Annotated in this window: 13 protein-coding genes and 1 pseudogene; 11 read left to right on the top strand and 3 right to left on the bottom strand. The window is 73.5% G+C overall.

The genetic code is table 11. The features are described 5' to 3' along the window. The 8 genes and pseudogenes from IEY91_RS16125 (at nt 1) to IEY91_RS16090 (ending at nt 9,616) form a co-directional block, all read left to right on the top strand. Nucleotides 1-3,138: an alpha-N-acetylglucosaminidase gene (locus IEY91_RS16125; RefSeq protein ID WP_189174435.1), complete on the top strand. Its 3,138-nt coding sequence runs from the start codon at nt 1-3 to the stop codon at nt 3,136-3,138. A gap of 149 nt (nt 3,139-3,287) precedes the next feature. Continuing rightward, a complete protein-coding gene (locus IEY91_RS16120) occupies nt 3,288-3,659 on the top strand; it encodes a MerR family transcriptional regulator (protein WP_164325680.1) in 372 nt (123 codons plus the stop codon). A gap of 39 nt (nt 3,660-3,698) precedes the next feature. Beyond that, nucleotides 3,699-4,238 carry a tetratricopeptide repeat protein gene (locus IEY91_RS16115; protein WP_189174434.1) on the top strand — a complete coding sequence of 180 codons (540 nt, stop codon included), beginning with the start codon at nt 3,699-3,701 and terminating at the stop codon, nt 4,236-4,238. A gap of 73 nt (nt 4,239-4,311) precedes the next feature. Further along, nucleotides 4,312-4,524, top strand: a pseudogene (locus IEY91_RS16110) (tetratricopeptide repeat protein); the annotation flags it as partial. Between the two features lie 30 nt (nt 4,525-4,554). Continuing rightward, nucleotides 4,555-6,522, top strand: coding sequence for a hypothetical protein (locus IEY91_RS16105; protein WP_189174433.1), 1,968 nt, complete (start codon nt 4,555-4,557; stop codon nt 6,520-6,522). Between the two features lie 290 nt (nt 6,523-6,812). Continuing rightward, nucleotides 6,813-7,733 (top strand): metal-dependent hydrolase, encoded by a 921-nt coding sequence (locus IEY91_RS16100; protein ID WP_189174432.1) that lies wholly within the window; start codon nt 6,813-6,815, stop codon nt 7,731-7,733. 1 nt (nt 7,734) lies between these two features. Next, nucleotides 7,735-8,829: a PDR/VanB family oxidoreductase gene (locus IEY91_RS16095; RefSeq protein ID WP_189174431.1), complete on the top strand. Its 1,095-nt coding sequence runs from the start codon at nt 7,735-7,737 to the stop codon at nt 8,827-8,829. 82 nt (nt 8,830-8,911) lie between these two features. Further along, a complete protein-coding gene (locus tag IEY91_RS16090; RefSeq protein WP_189174430.1) occupies nt 8,912-9,616 on the top strand; it encodes a TetR/AcrR family transcriptional regulator in 705 nt (234 codons plus the stop codon). Nucleotides 9,617-9,620: 4 nt separating this feature from the next. On the opposite strand, the gene IEY91_RS16085 is transcribed toward IEY91_RS16090, so the two are convergent. Both IEY91_RS16085 and IEY91_RS16080 read right to left on the bottom strand, forming a co-directional pair. Next, nucleotides 9,621-9,980, bottom strand: coding sequence for a 5-carboxymethyl-2-hydroxymuconate Delta-isomerase (locus IEY91_RS16085; protein WP_189174429.1), 360 nt, complete (start codon nt 9,978-9,980; stop codon nt 9,621-9,623). A 119-nt stretch (nt 9,981-10,099) separates the two neighbouring features. Further along, on the bottom strand, nt 10,100-11,758 hold the full coding sequence (locus IEY91_RS16080) for a fused response regulator/phosphatase (RefSeq protein WP_229696988.1): 1,659 nt from the start codon (nt 11,756-11,758) through the stop codon (nt 10,100-10,102). 405 nt (nt 11,759-12,163) lie between these two features. Between IEY91_RS16080 and IEY91_RS16075 the strand changes: the two genes are divergently transcribed. The 3 genes from IEY91_RS16075 to IEY91_RS16065 all read left to right on the top strand — a co-directional run bounded on the left by IEY91_RS16075 (nt 12,164) and on the right by IEY91_RS16065 (nt 15,989). Next, nucleotides 12,164-13,903: a glycoside hydrolase family 13 protein gene (locus IEY91_RS16075; protein ID WP_189174427.1), complete on the top strand. Its 1,740-nt coding sequence runs from the start codon at nt 12,164-12,166 to the stop codon at nt 13,901-13,903. A 25-nt stretch (nt 13,904-13,928) separates the two neighbouring features. Then, a complete protein-coding gene (locus tag IEY91_RS16070; RefSeq protein WP_268240878.1) occupies nt 13,929-14,975 on the top strand; it encodes a LacI family DNA-binding transcriptional regulator in 1,047 nt (348 codons plus the stop codon). A 126-nt stretch (nt 14,976-15,101) separates the two neighbouring features. Continuing rightward, a complete protein-coding gene (locus IEY91_RS16065) occupies nt 15,102-15,989 on the top strand; it encodes a phosphatase PAP2 family protein (protein ID WP_189174426.1) in 888 nt (295 codons plus the stop codon). Here the strand turns inward: IEY91_RS16065 and IEY91_RS16060 are convergent. After that, a complete protein-coding gene (locus IEY91_RS16060; RefSeq protein WP_189174425.1) occupies nt 15,940-18,933 on the bottom strand; it encodes a bifunctional [glutamine synthetase] adenylyltransferase/[glutamine synthetase]-adenylyl-L-tyrosine phosphorylase in 2,994 nt (997 codons plus the stop codon). The two genes, IEY91_RS16065 and IEY91_RS16060, sit on opposite strands and share 50 nt — an antisense overlap. Between the last annotated feature and the right edge of the window lie 37 nt (nt 18,934-18,970).

The raw sequence follows: 18,970 nt of genomic DNA, 5'->3' as shown, positions 1-18,970 counted from the left end.
ATGTCCGGACCGTCGCGACGTTCCGTGCTCGGCACCGCCGGTGCCATCGGCCTCGCGGGGGTCGGGGGCCTGGGTGCCGTTGCCGGCACCCCGCTCCCGGCCCGCGCGGCCGAGGGGCCCGCCGAGGGCCCCGCCCTCGATACGGATTCCGCGCGCTCCGTGCTCAATCGGCAACTCCCGCACCACGCGGATCAGTTCAGACTGAGACTCGTCCCGGTGCAGGGAGGCCGGGACCGCTTCCGCGTGACCGGCACCTCGGGACGCATCGAGGTGTCGGGCACCACTCCCGCCGTGCTGCTCACGGGGGTCCACTGGTACCTGAAGTACGTGTGCGGCGCGCACATCGCGTGGAACGGCAGCCAGCTCGACCTGCCGCGCCGCCTGCCCGCGCCTTCGCGCCCGCTGGAGCGCTCGACCGCGCTCCCCCACCGGTTCGCCCTCAACGACACCAACGACGGCTACACCGCCCCGTACGCCGACTGGCCGTACTGGGAACGCATGATCGACGTCCTGGCGCTGCACGGCTGCAACGAGGTCCTGGTCATCGCGGGCACGGAGGCCGTCTACCACCGCGTCCTCAAGGACTTCCAGTACACCGACGCGGAGTCCCGCGCCTGGCTGCCCGCGCCCTCGCACCAGCCGTGGTGGCTCCTTCAGAACCTGTCCGGGTACGGCGGCCCGCTCTCGCCCGAGATCATCGCGCGGCGCGTGGAGCTGGGGCAGAAGATCACGGAGCGGCTGCGCGAGCTCGGCATCGCACCGGTCTTCCCCGGCTACTACGGCCACGTCCCTGACGGCTTCGTGGCGCGCAACGGCGGTGACGCGCGCGTCGTGCCGCAGGGCGTCTGGCACGGCTTCAAGCGCCCCGACTGGCTGGACCCGCGCACCGACGCCTTCGCGCAGGTCGCCGCGTCCTTCTACCGCCACCAGCGCGAACTCTTCGGCGTGGCACGGCACTTCAAGATGGACCTCCTGCACGAGGGCGGCACCGCGGGCGACGTGCCCGTGCCGGACGCCGCGCGCGGCGTGGAGAGCGCGCTGCGGAAGGCGCACGCGGGGGCGACCTGGGTGATCCTCGGCTGGCAGGAGAACCCGCTGCCCGCCCTCCTCGACGCCATCGACAAGAAGAAGATGCTGATCGTCGACGGCGTCTCCGACCGCTTCCAGAGCGTCACCGACCGCGAGAAGGACTGGGGCGGCACGCCCTACGCCTTCGGCACGATCCCCAACTTCGGCGGCCGCTCCACCATCGGCGCCCGCACCCACCTCTGGCAGGAGAAGTTCTTCGCCTGGCGCGACAAGGACGACAGCGCGCTCGCGGGCACGGCCTACCTGCCCGAGGCCACCGACCGCGACCCCGCCGCCTTCGAGCTGTTCTCCGAACTGGCCTGGCGGGACGACGAGGTGGACCGGGCCGACTGGTTCTCCACGTACGCCGACTTCCGCTACGGCGGCCGCGACCGGGACGCCCGCGCCGCCTGGCGGGCCCTGCACGACACCGCGTACCAGCACAAGGCCGTGGAGCGCAGCGACCCGCACGACTCCCTCTTCGCCGCGCGCCCCGACCTGGCCGCGAACCGCGCCGCCGAGTACGCGCCGCGCGCCCTCACCTACGACCCGGGCCGCTTCGACGCCGCCCTGACCGGCCTGCTCGGCGTCGCGGGTGGACTGCGGCGCAGCGCGGCCTACCGGCACGACCTCGTCGACGTCGCCCGCCAGGCCCTGGCCCACCGCAGCCGCCAGCTCCTGCCGCAGCTCAAGACGGCGTACGAACGCAAGGACCAGGACACCTTCCGCACCCTCTCCAACCTGTGGCTGCGCCTGATGCGGCTCTCCGACGACGTCACCGGCACACACCCGGCGTTCCTGCTCGGGCCGTGGATCGAGGACGCGCGGCGCCTCGCCACCAGTGACACCGAGCGCGCCGAGTTCGAGCGCACGTCGAAGGTCCTCATCACGGTGTGGGGCGACCGGCCCACGTCGGACCCCGGCAACCTGCACGACTACGGCAACCGCGAGTGGCACGGCCTGACCGCGGACTTCTATCTGCCGCGCTGGCAGAAGTGGCTCGACGAACTCGCCGACGCGCTCGCCGCCGGGCGCGCGCCCGCGCCCGTGGACTGGTTCGGGACGGTCGAGGAGCCGTGGACGCGCGAGCGCAAGGACTATCCGCTGCGGCCCGTCGGCGACGCCTACCGCACGGCGTCGCGCGTACGTGACGTGCTCGCCCGCGCCCCCTACCAGGGCTCACTGGAGGTCACCGCCGAGCCGCCCGCGTTCCCTCCCGGCGGGCACGCGCGCGTGGAGGCGCTGTTCCGCAACGTCAACGGGCTGCGCGCCACCGGCCGCGTCGACTTCACGCTCACCGGCGTCGACGCCGAACCCGAGGGCCCGACGTCGCTGCCCCGCGTCCCCGCGGCGGGCACCGGCACGGTGGCCTGGCGTGCGAACGCCCCCGACACACCGCTCGACCGGCCGCTGCGCCCGCTGCCGTACACGCTCGCCGTGCAGTACGGCCCGCAGGGCGAGAAGCGGGTGCGGGCCGTGCACGAGGGCACCCTGTTCGTGGCGGGTCCGGTCTCGGCGGCGTGGAAGTCGTACACCAATAACGCCGCCGTCTTCGGGGAGTGGGACGGGCGGTACGCCATCGACGGCGCGGGCGCGGACCTGTGGCGGGGCACGACGGAGTTCGGGACCCTCTACCGGCCGGGGGCGCTGCGGGACGGGGTGTCCGTCACGCTGCGCGTCGACACCCAGGCGAGCACCGGGCCCTGGGCCCGCGCGGGCATCATCGCCCGCAACTCCCTCGCCACACCCGGCTCCCCCGGCTTCCTCAACCTCGCCGTCACGCCCGCCAACGGCGTCGTCCTCTCGTACGACACGACCGGCGACGGCACGCTGGACACGTACAAACGGATCACCGGCGTGAAGGCGCCGGTGCTGCTGCGGCTCTCCCGGGCGGGCGGCACGTTCACCGGTGAGCTGTCCACCGACGGCGGGGGTACGTGGCGAACGGTGGCCGCGGTGCCCGTGCCGGGGGCGGCAGACGTCCAGGACGTCGGGCTGTTCATGACGGCGACGAACGGGGGTGGCGGGGCGCGGGGGACGGTGGAGTTCAGCGGGTGGGCTCTGGGCTGAGGGGGACCCTCTGCCGAGGCGGCCCCTCTGAGGGGATGACCCGGACCGGGCTTCGCGCGTTACGCTGAAACCCTGACGTGGACGTCAGAGGCAGGAAGCCCGGTCCGGGGGCGCCTTCGGGGCCCCCGGACCACCTCGGGGAGGACATCATGCGCATCGGCGAACTCGCCACCAAGACAGGCGTCAGCGTGCGGGCGCTGCGGTACTACGAGGAGCAGCACCTGCTCGCCTCCGAGCGCAGCGCCAGCGGCCAGCGGCACTACTCGGACAGGGCGGTCGACCGCGTCCAGTTGATCCAGCAGTTGTACGCCGCCGGGCTGCCGAGCCGGTCGATCCTGGAACTGATGCCGTGCGTCGTGACCGGCGAGGCGACGCCGGAGCTGCTCGCCAAGCTCGCGTCCGAGCGGGACCGCATCGACGGCCAGATCACCGACCTGGTGAGCACCCGCGACCGGCTCGACTCCGTCATCGCCTCCGCCACCGCGACCTACCTGACGGGCGAGCCCTGCCGGCCCCAATAATCAGCGCGGCCCCCTCAACCCTCGTGCGAGAGTACGCGGATGAACGGAACCGACGGAACCTTCGAACCCACCGACTGGGACCAGCGCATGGCCGCCGCGTGGGACACCTTCGACAGCTACGGCGACGAACGGGCCGACGAGTTCCGGGAACTCATCGGGAAGCTGGCCGACGAACTCCCCGACGGCAGCCCCGTCGCACCGTTCGAGCGCGCATGCGCCTACGACTCCACCGGCCACTCGGACAAGGCCGTCCCCCTGTACCGGGAGGCTCTCGACCGCGGCCTCGACGGCTACCGCAGACGCCGCACCGTCATCCAACTCGCCAGCTCCCTGCGGAACACGGGCCGCGTCGAGGAGGGCATCGCTCTGCTCACCCCCGAACTGGACGCGGAACACGACGAGTTGGACGACGCGGTGCGCGCCACGCTGGCCCTCTGCCTGGCAGACGCGGGCCGCGCCCGCGAAGGCGTGGGCCTCGCGGTCGGCGCCCTGGCCCGCCATCTCCCCCGCTACCAGCGCTCGATGACGAACTACGCCCGCCTGCTCGCCGAGCCCGAACCCGAACCCGAACCCGAGTGACCGGGACACGCGCCACGCCGCCCCTACCCCTGCGCCCGCCGACACCGGCCGCACCCGCGCCACGCCCGCGAAGGCAGTAGGCCCCGCCGTCGACGCCCTCGCCCACCATCTCCCGCGCCACCAACGCTCGATGACGAACTACGCACACCTCCTCGCCAAGCCCGAACCCGAGCCCGGCCGACCGGCCGGGGCGCGCGCCCGCCGGGCCCGAAGCGCCGCCGGGGCGCGCCCCGTTCGCGCCCGCCCGGTCCCGCCGGGAGCCCCCGCGCCCACCAGCGTGAAGTGACCGCCGGGGCATTCGCTCGTTCTGCTGAACGTGTCGTCATCGCAGTCCACGAAAGCCGCCGCGAAAGCCGCCGCGCCCCACGGCTCCGCCGCCACCGTCGTCGACGTCGAGCAGGCCGAGGCCGCCCTCGTCGAGCACTACCCCCGCCTGGTCCGCCTCGCCTACCTGGTGCTGCCGCCGGGCCTCGGCCGCAACCGCCGGGTCCTGAGCGCGCACGCCCTGGTCCAGCGGGCCCTGCCGCGCGGCCGCGCCACCGCCCCGGCCGTCCCCGACCAGCGCAGGCCCGCGGGCCGCGGCACCGACCCGGGCTACGCCTACGTACGCTGCCAAGTGCTGCGCGCCGCGCTCGACGCCGGGTTGCCGCTGCGCCGGGCCGCCTGGCCCAAGCGGGCCCAACTCCCGCCGGTCCTGCCGCAGGTGTGGGGCCTGCGCCTGTTCCCGCGCTCGGGCGGCGCCGACGAACTCGCCCTGGACCAGCGGCTCGCCGCGCTGTCCGGGCCCGCCCGCGCCGCGTTCGTGCTGCGCGGGCTCGAACGGCTCACGGACGACGAGGTGCGGCGCGTCCTCGACGCCGTCGGCGTCGACATCGAGGGCGAGGAGGCCGACGGCATCGACGCCGCGCTCGACGCCTTCGGCACCGGCGCCGCCGAGGCGGCGGCCGACGGCAGGACCGCGGCCGTCCTGCTCGAATCGCCCGAGTTCGACCCGTGTTCCCTCCAGGCCCGGCCCACCGACCTGATGCGGCGCCGCCAGCACCTGAAGGCCGCGGGCGTCGCCGCCGTCGCCGCGCTCGTGTGCGGGGCGCTGCTCGGCATGCCCGGCGACGGCTGGAGCCCGGACGGCGCCGCCGCGCCCCCTTACGCGAAGAACCCCGCCGCGGAGGCCGCCCTCGACCCCGGCAAGCTGACGAAGGCCGCGCCCGTCGCCTGGAAGCAGTCCGCGCGCACCGACTTCTCCGTGTGGCCCGCCCGCGGTGAACTCCTCGACGACCAGGCGCTGTTGCGGCGCGCGCTCGCCGTGTGGGCGCGGCCCGGCAAGTCCGTGCGGGTCTCCGCGACGCCGGGCACTCCCTCGGGGGCACCGCCCGGACCCGCGCAGCTCCTCTTCGCCGGGCCCGTCGACGGGGCGCGCGTGGTGGTTCTGTACGACGGCCTGCGCGTCGTGCGGTACGCCGAGCCGCGGGAAGGCACCGGCGGCGCCGCGCTCGACTTCGCGCGCGTCGACGGTGCGGACGCCGCCGACTCCGGGGCCGTCGTGGTCGGCCGCGCCGACGGGAACGTGCGCTATCTGACCGCCCCCTGGGTGCGGAACGCCTCCGTACGGGACCTGTTGAAGAGCGGCGACGCGACCGCGCTGCGGCGCACCGCCGACGGGGTCACCGACCCCTTCTCCAGCCCCGCCCTCGCCCAGGAGTGCCGCTCCTGGAACGCCCTCCAGCTGCGCGACCACGACGGCGCCGCGCGGCTCACCACCGACCTCGGCGAGCTCACGCCCGCACGTCTCACCGCCGGGCGGCCCGACGCTCCCCGCGACGCCGCGCCCAAGGACTGGTCGCGGACCGCGTGTTCGCTCGCGGCGGCCCGGTCGCACGGGGTGCGGGTCGTGAACTCCTGGGCGTACGCCCGTCAGGCCCTCCCCGACGGGAGCGGGAGCGCCGAGTGGGTGTGCACGCGGGCCGAGACGTGGCGTGGCGGTGGGGGGCGGGTGCTCGCCCAGTTCGTCGCGCCCGGGGCTCGGGCGGGGGCTGTTGCCGCCAAGGCGGAGGGGGGTGCGGTGTGTGGGGTGCGGGAGGCTCGCGTGCTTGCGGGGGTGTTGTGGAAGGCCCGTGCCGGGGGCTGGTATCTGCTTGCCGCGGGCAGCAAGGACGTCTCCTCGATCTCCGTGTCCGGCGGTGAGCGGGCCTCGGGGAACACCCTTGCGGTACGCAGTGAGCAGGGCTCTCGCCCGGAGGTGACGGGTCGCCTCGCCGACGGCACCAAGCTCCGGACGCTGCGCTGAGCCTTCTCCCCCACCCCGCCCCTTCCCGAAACCGGGGGCTCCGCCCCCGGACCCCCGTATCGGCCTGAACGGCCTCGTCCTCAAACGCCGGACGGGCTGAAACCCCCACGGTTTTAGCCCGTCCGGCGTTTGAGGACGAGCCGCGAAGCGGCGATAGCGGGGTCCAGGGACGGCAGCCCCTGCCCGCGGCGGAGCCGCTGATCGATGCAGCGGGAAGGGGCGGGGCTGGGGAGCAAAAACCCACCGCACACACCTGTACCACCCCACTTACCCGCCAGTACATTGACGCCATGTCTAATACGAAGGCCCGGCCCCCGCAGCCCGTTGCCGCCGAGCACACCGCTCTCAAGGCCCGCAACGTCTCCTTCTCCTGGGAGAGCACCCCGCTCCACTGGCTCCCGGGGGACCCCTTCACCACGCACACCATCAACGTCCTGCACCTCCTCCTCCCGGCAGGCGAACGCTGGTTCGTGCACGTGTACAAGCAGGTGCTGCCGCACATACACGACGACCGACTGCGCGAGGACGTCATCGGGTTCATCGGCCAGGAGGCCATACACTCCCAGGCCCACGACGAAGTCCTCCCGCACCTGCGCGAGCAGGGCCTGGACCCCACCCCGTACACCGCCCAGGTCGACTGGCTCTTCGAGAAGCTGCTCGGCGACCGCACCCTGCCGCCGGGCAAGCCCCGCCACTGGTGGCTGATGGAACGCGTCGCGATGATCGCGGCGATCGAGCACTACACCGCCTTCCTGGGCGACTGGGTGCTCAACGCGGAGGAGTTGGACCGCCGGGGCGCCGACCCGACGATGCTGGACCTGCTGCGCTGGCACGGCGCCGAGGAGGTCGAGCACCGCTCGGTCGCCTTCGACCTGTTCATGCACGTCGACGGGGGTTACCGCCGCCGCGTGCGGACCTGGGCCACCGCCTTCACCGCGCTGGTCTTCCTCTGGCAGCGCGGCGCCCGCTTCTTCATGGAGAACGACCCGACGCTCGTCGACGGCAAGGCGACGTTCCGGGACTTCCATCGCAGCACGCGCGCGGGCACCCTGCCGACGACGGGCGACATGATCCGCTCCATCCCGCGCTACCTCAGCCGCGCCTACCACCCCTCCCACGAGTGCAGTACCGCGCAGGCCGTCGCCTACCTCGCCTCCTCCCCCGCGGCCACCGCCGCCGACGCCCGCACGAATCCGAACGGGGCCGCCTGACATGCCACTGCCCCGCCTGCGCACCGCCGGCACCGCCCTTCTCGTCACCGGCGCCGCCCTCCTAACCCGCCGCGCCCTGCGCCGCCGCATCGACGCGTCGCCGCTGTGGCCGCTGCCCGCCCTGGAGCAGCCCGTCTCGGGGCAGCCGCGCTCACGCGCGCTCAAGCTGCGCGTCGCCCGGCACGAGCACGTCGCCGACGGTGTCGTACAACTGCGCCTGGAAGGTGGCCACTTGGCCGCCCTGCCCGGCTGGGAGCCCGGCGCGCATCTGGATCTCGTGCTGCCTTCGGGGCTCGTACGGCAGTACTCGCTGTGCGGGGACCCCGAGGACACGTCGTCGTACACCGTCGCGACCCGGCTCATCGGCCCGGACGAGGGCGGTCGCGGCGGGTCCCTCGAAGTGCACGAGGCGCTGCGCGAGGGCATGGAGGTGGAGGTGCGCGGGCCGCGCAACCGGTTCCCGCTGGTCGACGACGCCACCTCGTACGTCTTCATCGCGGGCGGCATCGGGATCACGCCGATCCTCGCCATGGTGCGGGCCGTGGACGCGGCGGGCGCCGACTGGCGGCTGCTGTACTGCGGGCGGTCCCGCGCCTCCATGCCCTTCCTGGAGGAACTGGAGAAGCCAGGAGGGCGGGTGACCTTCGTCGCCGAGGATGTGGACGGGCGGCCGGATGTCCGTGCCTTCCTCGGAGAGGGACAAGGGGCTGCCGCCGGAACCGCCGTGTACGTGTGCGGGCCCGAAGGGCTCATGGACGCCGTCGCCTCGGCGCTGCCCGAGGGGTGTACGCCGCATCTGGAACGGTTCGCGCCCGCCGCCTCCGCCGGGGGCGAGTCCCCCTTCGAGGTCGAACTGCGGCGCAGCGGCCGTACGGTGGCCGTCGGCGCGGACACCACGGTGCTCGCCGCCGTCCGGGCTGAGGTGCCCAACGTGGCGTACTCCTGTGAGCAGGGTTTCTGCGGGACCTGCCAACACCACGTCCTGGAGGGCGAGATCGACCATCGCGACGAGTTGCTGACCGACGGCGAGCGCGGCGATTCGATGCTGATCTGTGTGTCGCGGGCGCGGGGCACGCGGCTCGTCCTCGACCTGTAGAGGGGTGGGTACGGGAGGGTCGTGCGAACAGGCGGAGTGGGGGCGTCCGTTCACGGCCTGATCGCATCGGTAGAGTGTTCGCATGACTACCGGGATGCGCCGCAGGATGGGCGTCGAGGAGCGGCGGCAGCAGCTCATCGGGGTCGCGCTCGAGCTGTTCAGCCATCGCTCCCCCGACGACGTCTCGATCGACGAGATAGCGTCGGCCGCGGGCATCTCGCGCCCGCTCGTGTACCACTACTTCCCCGGCAAACTCAGCCTGTACGAGGCCGCGCTCAAACGGGCCGCCGACGAGCTGGCCGAGCGGTTCATGGAGCCGCACGAAGGGCCGCTCGGCGCCCGCCTGCTGCGCGTGACCGGGCGTTTCCTCGGCTTCGTCGACGAGCACGGGCCCGGTTTCTACGCGTTGATGCGCGGGGGTCCGGCGGTAGGTTCGTCGACGACCAACGCGCTCATCGACTCGGTGCGGCAGGCCGCGTACGTACAGATCCTCGCGCACCTGGGAGTCACGGACCCGCCCGCCCGGCTCGAACTCGTGGTGCGTTCCTGGATCTCGCTCGCCGAGTCCACGGCGCTCATCTGGCTGGACGGCCGCCGCATCCCGCGCGCCGAGCTGGAGCTCCAACTCGTCCACGACTTCGCCGCGTTGGCGGCAGTGAGCGCCGCCTACGACGAGGAGATGGCGCTCCTGCTCGGCGGCATCCTCGCGGACGAACCGTCCGACGGGCCGTTCGCGGACCTGCTCGGCCGCCTGTCCGCGCTGGCCCCGGCGGCCGTGCTGCCGTAGCGCGTCAGCCTTGCACGGCCTTGCGGTAGGAGGCGTCCAGGTCGCGCACCTCCGCCGAGAGGTGCACGGCGAGCCCTTCGGTGGGCTTCACATGGCGGTGTACGAGGTCGAGCACCGCGGCCGTCACCCGCGCCTTGGTGTCGTCCGGGCGGCCGGGCAGCAGACCGATCAGCACATGCACCACCGCGTGCCCGTCCTGGTCGCCGCCCACGACGGTCGCCTCCGTGCGGACGAAGCGGGTCTTGCAGGACTCCAGGGTCGCCGCCGCCTCCTCCACGAGCAGCGGGTGCAACGCGAGCGCGAAGCCGCGACGGTCGAAGGAGTCGGCGAGCGGCTCGGAGTAGTCGACGGTGATCTGCGGCATGGGGCGTCCTCTCCCGCGTACGGCCGGTTGGTCTTGATCACCTTGTCCCGGGGGCGGCGGGCCACGCAAGACGGCCACCGGTTCCCTGACAGTCCCTGACGTTGCTTGTCCGGGGCTCCCTACTGTTCCGTTTCCGCCTCCGCGGCCGTCAGGCGCAGCGCCAACAGTGCGATGTCGTCCTCCCGTTCGCGGCCGAAGCACTCCAGAAGCGTGTCGCACAGGGCCGTCAGGCCGGGCGGGGCGGCCGCCGCGGCGACGCGCAGGTGCTCCATCGACACCGCGAGGTCCGTGCCGCGCGTCTCGATCAGTCCGTCGGTGACCATCAGGAGGCGGTCCGTGCGGGCGAGGCGGGCCTCCACGGGCGGCGGCCGGTCCAGGCCGAGGCCGAGCAGCGGACCGCTCGCCCGGACATACTCGGCCGTGCCCGCGTCGCCGACGACGATCGGCGGGATGTGGCCCGCGTTGGCGACGCGGGCGCGGCCCGACGGCGGGTCGACGAGGGCCAGGCACATCGTGGCCGTGACGTCGGGGTGGTGGTGCTGGAGCATGCGGTCGAGGCGGGCGGCGAGGCGGCCGGGGTCGGGGTCCTCGATGCAGTACGCGCGCAGGGCGTGGCGCAGCTCCACCATCACCGTGGCCGCTTCGAGGGAGTGGCCCACGACGTCGCCGATGCCGGTGAGCACGCCCGCGGACGTGGACAGCGCCGCGTAGAAGTCGCCGCCGATCTCGGCCTGCCGGGACGCCGGTTCGTAGCGGACGACGATCTCCGCGCCCGACAGGTGCGGCAGGGCGCTCGGCCGCGGCAGGAAGCTGTGCTGGAGCGTCAGCGCGATGTGCCGCTCCTTCTCGTACATCAGGAGCCGCTCGGCGACGCGGGCGGTGGCGTGCGCCAGGCGGCCGAGGTCGGCGGCGCAGTCCTCCGCGTAGGCGGCGGTGGCCAGGCACACCGGCGCGAGGTCCTCGCGGGTGCGGGCCAGGGCGAGCAGGGCCCCCTCCCCCGGTCCGGGCAGCACGGCGGCCGCGTCCGCCGCGTCCGCCACGTCCGCCACGTCCGCCACGTCGGTCACGTCGACCACGTGCCGCGCCGTCCCCACGAACCCCGTGGGCCACAGCGGTCCCGGCACGGTCGTGGTGTGCACGCCGGACCTGCCCGACATCAGGCGCCACATGAGGCGGGCCACGCTCTCCAGCGCGTCCGGTCCCGGCAGCACCGCGGGCAGCCTGCGGTGGGAGCGGCCGCAGTGGATCTCGCCCTCCTCGCCGAGGACGAACGCCGCGGCGGGCGCGCCGCTGAGGCCCGCCGCGTCGGCCGCCGCGGCGTCGACCAGTTCGCGTACGCAGCCCGCCGACTGCACGTCGAGGACGGCCTCCGCGAGGCGGCTGAGGCGGCCCGCCCGGGTCTGCACGTCGCTGCGGTGCCGGGCGCCGCGCGCGGCGGCGCGGACCACAGCCGCGATCTCCTCGGGCTCGGCGGGCACGGTCAGATACGCCTCGCCGCCCGCGTCGAGGCCGCGGCAGCGGTCCACGGAGCCGTGCGCGGCGGCGGAGAAGTGGACGACGGGCAGGGCGGCGGTCGTCGGGGACTGCTTGAGGCGGCGGCACAGGTCGTAGCCGCTCATGTCGGGCAGGCCGACGTCGACGAGGGCCACGTCGGGCAGTTCGCCGGCGCGCAGCCGCACGTCCAGCTCGATCAGCGCCTCGCCCGCGCTCGCGGCGAGCACGACGCGGTGGCCGGCCCGGCGCAGCACGGCGCCCAGCGCGTACCTGTTCGCGGGCACGTCGTCGACGACCAGGACCGTGGTGGCACCCGGTCCGGCCTCTTCTGCCGAGTTCGCTGCGTTCGCTGCGTCTTCTGCGTCTTCTGCGTACGGCCTGCCGCTGACGCCCACGTGGACTGCCCCCAGGACCTGCGGACGGAAGCGAGCCCCCGCGGGCCCGCCCGTCCACGCTAGCGTCCTAACACACCACCTGGGAGTACGTGGCGGGGGTACGACCTGGAACGGTGGAGATCATCCAACCGCCCCCGGCCGCCGCGGTGTTGCCGCTAGGATCCGCTCCTCCCCCGCGGGCCCGGCCGGTCGTTCGTGACCTTCGTCGCGCACCGGACGTTCACTCCAGTGCCCGGCTCCCCCGGCGCGACACTGTGGGGACAGCAGGAAATCCCCGTACCGGCAAGGGACTTCATGACGCAGCACACCACCGACGTCACCACCACCGACCACGAGAACGACACAGCGGACACGGCCGACTCAGACGCCACCGCCGAGGCCGCCGCCGCGCGCGCCGACTGGTGGCGCGACGCGGTCATCTACCAGGTCTATCCGCGCAGCTTCGCCGACTCCGACGGCGACGGCATGGGCGATCTGCCGGGCATCACGGCCCGGCTGCCGTATCTGCGGCGCCTCGGCGTGGACGCCGTCTGGCTCTCGCCGTTCTACGCCTCGCCGCAGGCCGACGCCGGGTACGACGTGGCCGACTACCGCGTGGTCGACCCGGTCTTCGGCACCCTCGCCGACGCCGACGCCCTGGTGCGCCGGGCGCACGGTCTCGGCCTGCGGGTGATCGTCGACATCGTGCCGAACCACTGCTCGGACCAGCACGCCTGGTTCCGGCAGGCCCTGGCCGAGGGTCCGGGCTCGGCGATGCGGGAGCGCTTCCACTTCCACCCCGGCCGGGGCCCGCGCGGCGAACTGCCGCCCAACGACTGGGAGTCCGTCTTCGGCGGCCCGGCCTGGACCCGCACCACGGACCCGGACGGCACGCCCGGCGACTGGTACCTGCACCTGTTCGCGCGCGAGCAGCCCGACTTCGACTGGGAACACCCGGCGGTGCACGAGGAGTTCCGGTCCGTCCTGCGGTTCTGGCTCGACCTCGGCGTCGACGGCTTCCGCATCGACGTGGCGCACGGCCTGATCAAGGCGGCGGGGCTGCCGGACGTCGGCCACCCCGAGCAGGTCAAGCTGCTCGGCGCCGCGCCCGTGCCGTACTTCGACCAGGACGGCGTGCACGAGATCTACCGCGAGTGGCGCGTGCTGCTCGACTCCTACGAAGGCGAGCGCATCGCCGTCGCCGAGGCCTGGACCCCGACGGTGGAGCGCAGCGCGCTGTATCTGCGCCCGGACGAACTGCACCAGGCCTTCAACTTCACCTACCTGATGACGGGCTGGGACGCGGCGGCGCTGCGTGCCGTCATCGACCGCTCCCTGGACGCGATGAACACCGTGTCCGCGCCCGCGACCTGGGTCCTCTCCAACCACGACGTCGTACGTCACGCCACGCGCCTCGCCGCCGGGGACGCCGCCCTCGGCCTGCGCCGGGCGCGCGCGGCGACGCTCCTGATGCTGGCGCTGCCCGGCTCGGCCTACCTCTACCAGGGTGAGGAGCTGGGCCTGCCCGAGGTGACGGACCTGCCCGACGAGGTGCGCCAGGACCCGGCGTTCTTCCGGGGCTCGGACCAGGAAGGATCGGGTCAGGAGGGCACGCGGGACGGGTGCCGGGTGCCGCTGCCGTGGTCCGGCACGCGGCCGCCGTTCGGGTTCGGGCCCGCCGAGGACGGGCCGAGCTGGCTGCCGCAGCCGGATGCGTGGCGGGACCTCACGGTCGCGGCGCAGGAGGGCGATCCGGCCTCGACGCTGGAGCTGTACCGGGCCGCGCTCGAACTGCGCCGCGCGCATCCGGCGCTTGGCGCGGGCCGGGAGGTCGAGTGGCTTCCGGCACCGGAGGGGGTCCTCGTGTTCCGCAGGACAGCGGAAGGCCGCGCGCTCGTCGTCACCGTGAACCTCACCGGCCGTCCCGTCACCGTCCCCGCCCCCGGCACCCCGCTCCTGTGCAGCGTCAACTCGGGCGCTCCGGCCGCCGACTTGGGCGGTCCTGGCTCCGACGCCGTGCTGCCGCCGGATTCAACTGTCTGGTGGGCAGGGTGAGACACGACCGGTACAGTCCAATCCTGTGACCGCGCGACTGGCCGACATCGCAGCCCAGGCGGGGGTCAGCGAGGCGACCGTGAGCCGGGTCCTGAACGGCAAGCCCGGCGTCGCTGCGGCCACCCGTCAGTCCGTGCTCGCCGCACTCGACGTCCTCGGCTACGAACGGCCCGTACGGCTGCGCCGCCGCAGCGCGGGCCTGGTCGGCCTGATCACGCCGGAGCTGGAGAACCCGATATTCCCCGCCCTGGCGCAGGTGATCGGGCAAGCCCTGACCCGGCAGGGGTATACGCCGGTGCTCGCGACGCAGACGCCCGGCGGCTCCACGGAGGACGAGCTGACGGAGATGCTGGTGGACCGCGGCGTCGCGGGCATCATCTTCGTCTCGGGCCTGCACGCGGACACCACCGCCGACACCCGGCGCTATGAGAAGTTGCGCGCGCAGGGCGTCCCGTTCGTCCTCGTGGACGGCTTCTCGCCGAAGGTGCGGGCGCCCTTCATCTCGCCGGACGACCGCGCGGCGATGCGGCTCGCGGTCACGCATCTGACCTCCCTCGGGCACACCCGGATCGGTCTCGCGCTCGGGCCGCGGCGCTTCGTCCCCGTACAAAGGAAGATCGAGGGCTTCACGCGCACGATGCGCGAGCGCCTGGAACTGGGGCCCGAGGAGGTCGAGGCGGAGCTCGTCCAGCACTCTCTGTACACGCTCGAAGGCGGACAGGCAGCGGCGGCCGCGCTCATGGAGCGCGGCTGCACGGCGGTGGTGTGCGCCAGCGACATGATGGCGCTCGGCGCGATCCGGGCGGCGCGGGAGCGGGGCCTCGAAGTGCCGGACGACATCTCGGTCGTCGGCTTCGACGACTCGGTCCTCGTCGCCTTCACCGATCCCCCGCTGACGACGATCCGCAAGCCGGTCCCGGCGATGGGCCAGGCCGCGGTGCGCACGCTCCTGGAGGAGATCGGCGGGACCCCCGCCCCGCACAGCGAATTCGTCTTCATGCCGGAGCTGGTCGTCAGGGGCTCCACGGCCGCCCTGGGAGAACCCTTCAGAGCGCCTCGCACGGAGCCCTGAGAGAGCCCTGAGAGGCCCCTGAGGTGTCCGCTTCGAGTACCTCGTCCCTGAGGTGTAGGGAATGCGGCCGGAACCCAACCGGGGGATGATCTGAAGAGCGGTGGGCATCTGGCAGACTCTGTCCCTATGGGTGAGATGACTGTGACGACACTGGAAGGCCGCCAAGGGCCCACCACCACATCACCCATCGCGGGCGAGGCAGATGACCGCAATGGGCGGAATTTCCTGCGTCGGCTGCGCACCCCTCGGCGCCCCAGGCTGTGGTTCGAGATCCTGCTGATCGCGGTGAGTTACTGGACGTACTCACTGATCCGCAACGCCGTGCCGGAGCAGAAGGCCGAGGCGCTGCGCAACGCCGACTGGATCTGGGACGTCGAGCAGAGTCTCGGCCTCGCCTTCGAGCGCTCGGTCAACCACGCGGTCGACTCGGTGACATGGCTCATCGTCGGCATGAACTACTACTACGCGACGCTGCACTTCATCGTGACGCTCGGTGTCCTGGTGTGGCTCTACCGCTGCCATCCCGGCCGGTACGCGGCCACGCGTCTGGTGCTCTTCGCGACGACCGCCGTCGCCCTCCTCGGTTACTACCTGTATCCGCTGGCGCCGCCCCGTCTGGTGCCCGGCGGTGACTTCATCGACACGGTCGTCGTCCACAACACCTGGGGCTCGATGGCCTCCGGCGACCTGAAGAACATGTCGAACCAGTACGCGGCCATGCCGTCGATGCACATCGGCTGGTCCCTGTGGTGCGGCCTGACGATCTTCGCGCTCGCGTCGGTGCCCTGGGTGAAGGTCCTCGGCCTGCTCTACCCGACGCTCACGCTTGTCGTGATCGTGGCCACCGCCAACCACTTCTGGCTGGACGCGGTGGGCGGCATGATCTGCCTGGCGTTCGGCTTCACGGTGGCGCGGCTCTGGTACGGCAGGCTGCCGCACCAACTGCCGCAGCTGGTCGACGACCCTAAGCCCCGTAAAATCTCTCTTCGACGATCGCGCGAGCCCGCCGCGTGATCCGCCGGTAGTCGTCCAGCATCACGCCCACCGTCCCCGCGTCGTACCCCAGGTAACGCCCCACCGCGGCCAGCTCCCGGCCGTCCGACGGGAACGTGTCGCCCGCGCGGCCGCGCACCAGCATCACCGCGTTGCGCACCCGGGTGGCGAGGACCCAGGCGTCGTCGAGGATCGCCGCGTCCTCCCCCGAGATCAGCTCCGCCGCGCACGCCGCGTGCAGGGCCTCGCGGGTGCGGGTGGTGCGCAGGCCGGGCTCGGCCCAGCCGTGCTGGAGCTGGAGGAGCTGGACGGTCCACTCGACGTCGGAGAGGCCGCCGCGGCCGAGCTTCGTGTGCAGGGTGGGGTCGGCGCCGCGCGGAAGGCGCTCGGACTCCATGCGGGCCTTCAGCCGGCGGATCTCGCGGACCGCGTCCTCGCCGAGGCCCTCGGCGGGATAGCGCAGCGGGTCCACCAGCTCGATGAAGGCCCGGCCGAGGTCCATGTCGCCCGCGACCGGATCGGCCCGCAGCAGGGCCTGCGACTCCCAGACCAGGGACCAGCGGCGGTAGTACGCCTCGTAGGACTTCAGGGTGCGCACCAGCGGCCCCGACTTGCCCTCCGGGCGCAGATCCGCGTCGATCAGCAGGGGCGGATCGGCGCTCGGCAGCTGCAGCAGCCGCCGCATCTCTGCGACGACCTGGTTCGCGGCCTTCGCCGCCTCCTGGTCGTCGACGCCCTCGCGCGGCTCGTGCACGAACAGGACGTCCGCGTCCGAGCCGTAGCCCAGCTCCCGGCCGCCGAACCGGCCCATGCCGATCACCGCGAACCGGGTGGGCAGCTCGTCGCCCCAGCCCTCGCGGACGACGGCGCGCAGCGTGCCCGCGATGGCCGCGGCCGTCAGGTCGGACACGGCGAGGCCCACGCGGTCCACCAGCGCGCCCACGTCGGCCTCGACGGGGCTCTCCTCCGTGCCGTACGAGGAGATGATGTCGGCGGCCGAGGTGCGGAACAGCTCGCGCCGCCGCACCCCGCGGGCCGCGGCGACCGCCTGTTCGCCGCCGTCGGCGCGGCCGACCGCGGCGAGCACCTCCTGTTCCAGGTGGGCGCGGGCGCGCGGTTCCAGGCCGCGTTCGTCGCCGAGCAGCGCGACCGCCTCGGGGGCGCGCAGGAGCAGGTCGGGGGCGAGGCGGCCGGCCGAGAGGACGCGGGCCAGGTTCTCCGCGGCGGCGCCCTCGTCGCGAAGCAGGCGCAGGTACCAGGGTGTCTTGCCGAGCGCGTCGGACACCTTGCGGAAGCCGAGGAGGCCCGCGTCCGGGTCGGCGGAGTCGGCGAACCAGCCGAGCAGGACGGGCAGCAGGGTGCGCTGGATGGCGGCCTTGCGGGTCACGCCGGAGGCCAGCGCCTCCAGGTGGCGCAGGGCGGCGGCGGGGTCGGCGTACCCGAGGGCGACGAGGCGCTCGCGCGCCGCCTCCGTGCTCAACCGGCTCTCGCCCGGGGCGAGTTGGGCGACGGCGTCGAGCAGCGGGCGGTAGAAGAGCTTCTCGTGCAGGCGGCGGACGACGGACGTGTGCCGTTTCCAGGCGCGGGCGAGGTCGGTGAGCGGTTCGGTGCGCATGCCGAGCGAGCGGCCGATGCGGCGCAGGTCGGGGTCGTCGTCGGGCAGCAGGTGGGTGCGGCGCAGGCGGTAGAGCTGGATGCGGTGTTCCAGGGAGCGCAGGAAGCGGTAGGCGTCGTCGAGCTGGGCGGCGTCCACGCGGCCCACGTAACCGCCCGCGGCGAGGGCGGCCAGGGCGTCGAGCGTGGTGCCGCTGCGCAGCGAGGCGTCCGCACGACCGTGCACCAACTGCAGGAGCTGGACGGCGAATTCGACGTCGCGCAGGCCGCCGGGGCCGAGCTTCAGTTCGCGGTCGACCTCGCCCGCGGGGATGTTCTCGATGACGCGGCGGCGCATCTTCTGTACGTCGTCGATGAAGTTCTCGCGCTCGGCGGCGTGCCACACCAGCGGCGCGACGGCGGCGACGTACTCCTCGCCCAGCTCGGCGTCGCCGGCGACGGGCCGGGCCTTGAGCAGCGCCTGGAACTCCCAGGTCTTCGCCCATCGTTGGTAGTACGCGAGGTGGCTGGACAGCGTGCGCACCAGCGGGCCGTTCCTGCCCTCGGGCCGCAGGTTGGCGTCGACGGGCCAGATGGTGCCCTCGACGGTCGTCTCGGAGCAGATCCGCATGAGGTGCGAGGCGAGGCGGGTCGCGGCCCGTAGCGCCTTGTCCTCGTCGGCGCCCTCGACCGCCTCGCCCACGAAGATCACGTCGACGTCGGAGACGTAGTTCAGCTCGTGGCCGCCGCACTTGCCCATCGCGATCACCGCGAGGCGGCACTGCGCGGCGTCGGCGGGCTCGGCCCTGCGGGCCATGGCGAGCGCGGCGCGCAGCGTGGCCGTGGCCAGGTCGGCGAGTTCGGCGGCGGTCTCGGCGACGTCGGTGGTGCCGCACACGTCGCGGGCGGCGATGGACAGCAGGCAGCGGCGGTAGGCGACGCGCAGCGACACGGGGTCGGTGGCCTCGGCGAGGCCGCGCTCGAACTCCTCGACGCCCGGGTGCAGATCGGCGGCTTCGTACGTGACGAGGGCCCGCCAGTCGCCGGGGTGCCGGGCGAGGTGGTCGGCGAGGGCCTCGGAGGCGCCGAGGACGCCGAGCAGCCGGTCGCGCAGGGGCTTGGCGCTGATCAGGGTGTCGAGCAGCTCGCGGCGCGCGGTGTCGCCCGGCTGCGCCTCGACAAGGCGGACCAGGCCGAGCAGCGCCAGGTCCGGGTCGGCGGTGGCGCCGAGGGCGTCGAGGAGCACCGGGTCGGTGCGGACGGCGGCCAGCTCGGACGCGGCCAGGAGCCGTTCGGCGGCGGACGGGTCCGTGAACCCGTACCGCAGCAGCCGCGTGAACGTACTGCTCCTGCGCCCCTGCGGCACCGTCATTCCCCGCGCCCTTCGCTCGCCCGTTCCTGGCCACGAG

It is taken from the genome of Streptomyces lasiicapitis (assembly GCF_014646335.1).
In the GTDB taxonomy this organism is placed as follows: domain Bacteria; phylum Actinomycetota; class Actinomycetes; order Streptomycetales; family Streptomycetaceae; genus Streptomyces; species Streptomyces lasiicapitis.
The sequence above is the reverse complement of the archived record's forward strand: the minus strand, read 5'-3'. Positions and strand labels throughout refer to the sequence as shown.

What these genes read in the sequence shown, in the direction of transcription:
- IEY91_RS16125 (WP_189174435.1), top strand. Translation starts at nt 1, where the DNA reads ATGTCCGGACCGTCGCGACGTTCCGTGCTCGGCACCGCCGGTGCCATC.
- IEY91_RS16120 (WP_164325680.1), top strand. Translation starts at nt 3,288, where the DNA reads ATGCGCATCGGCGAACTCGCCACCAAGACAGGCGTCAGCGTGCGGGCG.
- IEY91_RS16115 (WP_189174434.1), top strand. Translation starts at nt 3,699, where the DNA reads ATGAACGGAACCGACGGAACCTTCGAACCCACCGACTGGGACCAGCGC.
- IEY91_RS16100 (WP_189174432.1), top strand. Translation starts at nt 6,813, where the DNA reads ATGTCTAATACGAAGGCCCGGCCCCCGCAGCCCGTTGCCGCCGAGCAC.
- IEY91_RS16095 (WP_189174431.1), top strand. Translation starts at nt 7,735, where the DNA reads ATGCCACTGCCCCGCCTGCGCACCGCCGGCACCGCCCTTCTCGTCACC.
- IEY91_RS16090 (WP_189174430.1), top strand. Translation starts at nt 8,912, where the DNA reads ATGACTACCGGGATGCGCCGCAGGATGGGCGTCGAGGAGCGGCGGCAG.
- IEY91_RS16085 (WP_189174429.1), bottom strand. Translation starts at nt 9,980, where the DNA reads ATGCCGCAGATCACCGTCGACTACTCCGAGCCGCTCGCCGACTCCTTC.
- IEY91_RS16075 (WP_189174427.1), top strand. Translation starts at nt 12,164, where the DNA reads ATGACGCAGCACACCACCGACGTCACCACCACCGACCACGAGAACGAC.
- IEY91_RS16065 (WP_189174426.1), top strand. Translation starts at nt 15,102, where the DNA reads ATGGGTGAGATGACTGTGACGACACTGGAAGGCCGCCAAGGGCCCACC.
- IEY91_RS16060 (WP_189174425.1), bottom strand. Translation starts at nt 18,933, where the DNA reads ATGACGGTGCCGCAGGGGCGCAGGAGCAGTACGTTCACGCGGCTGCTG.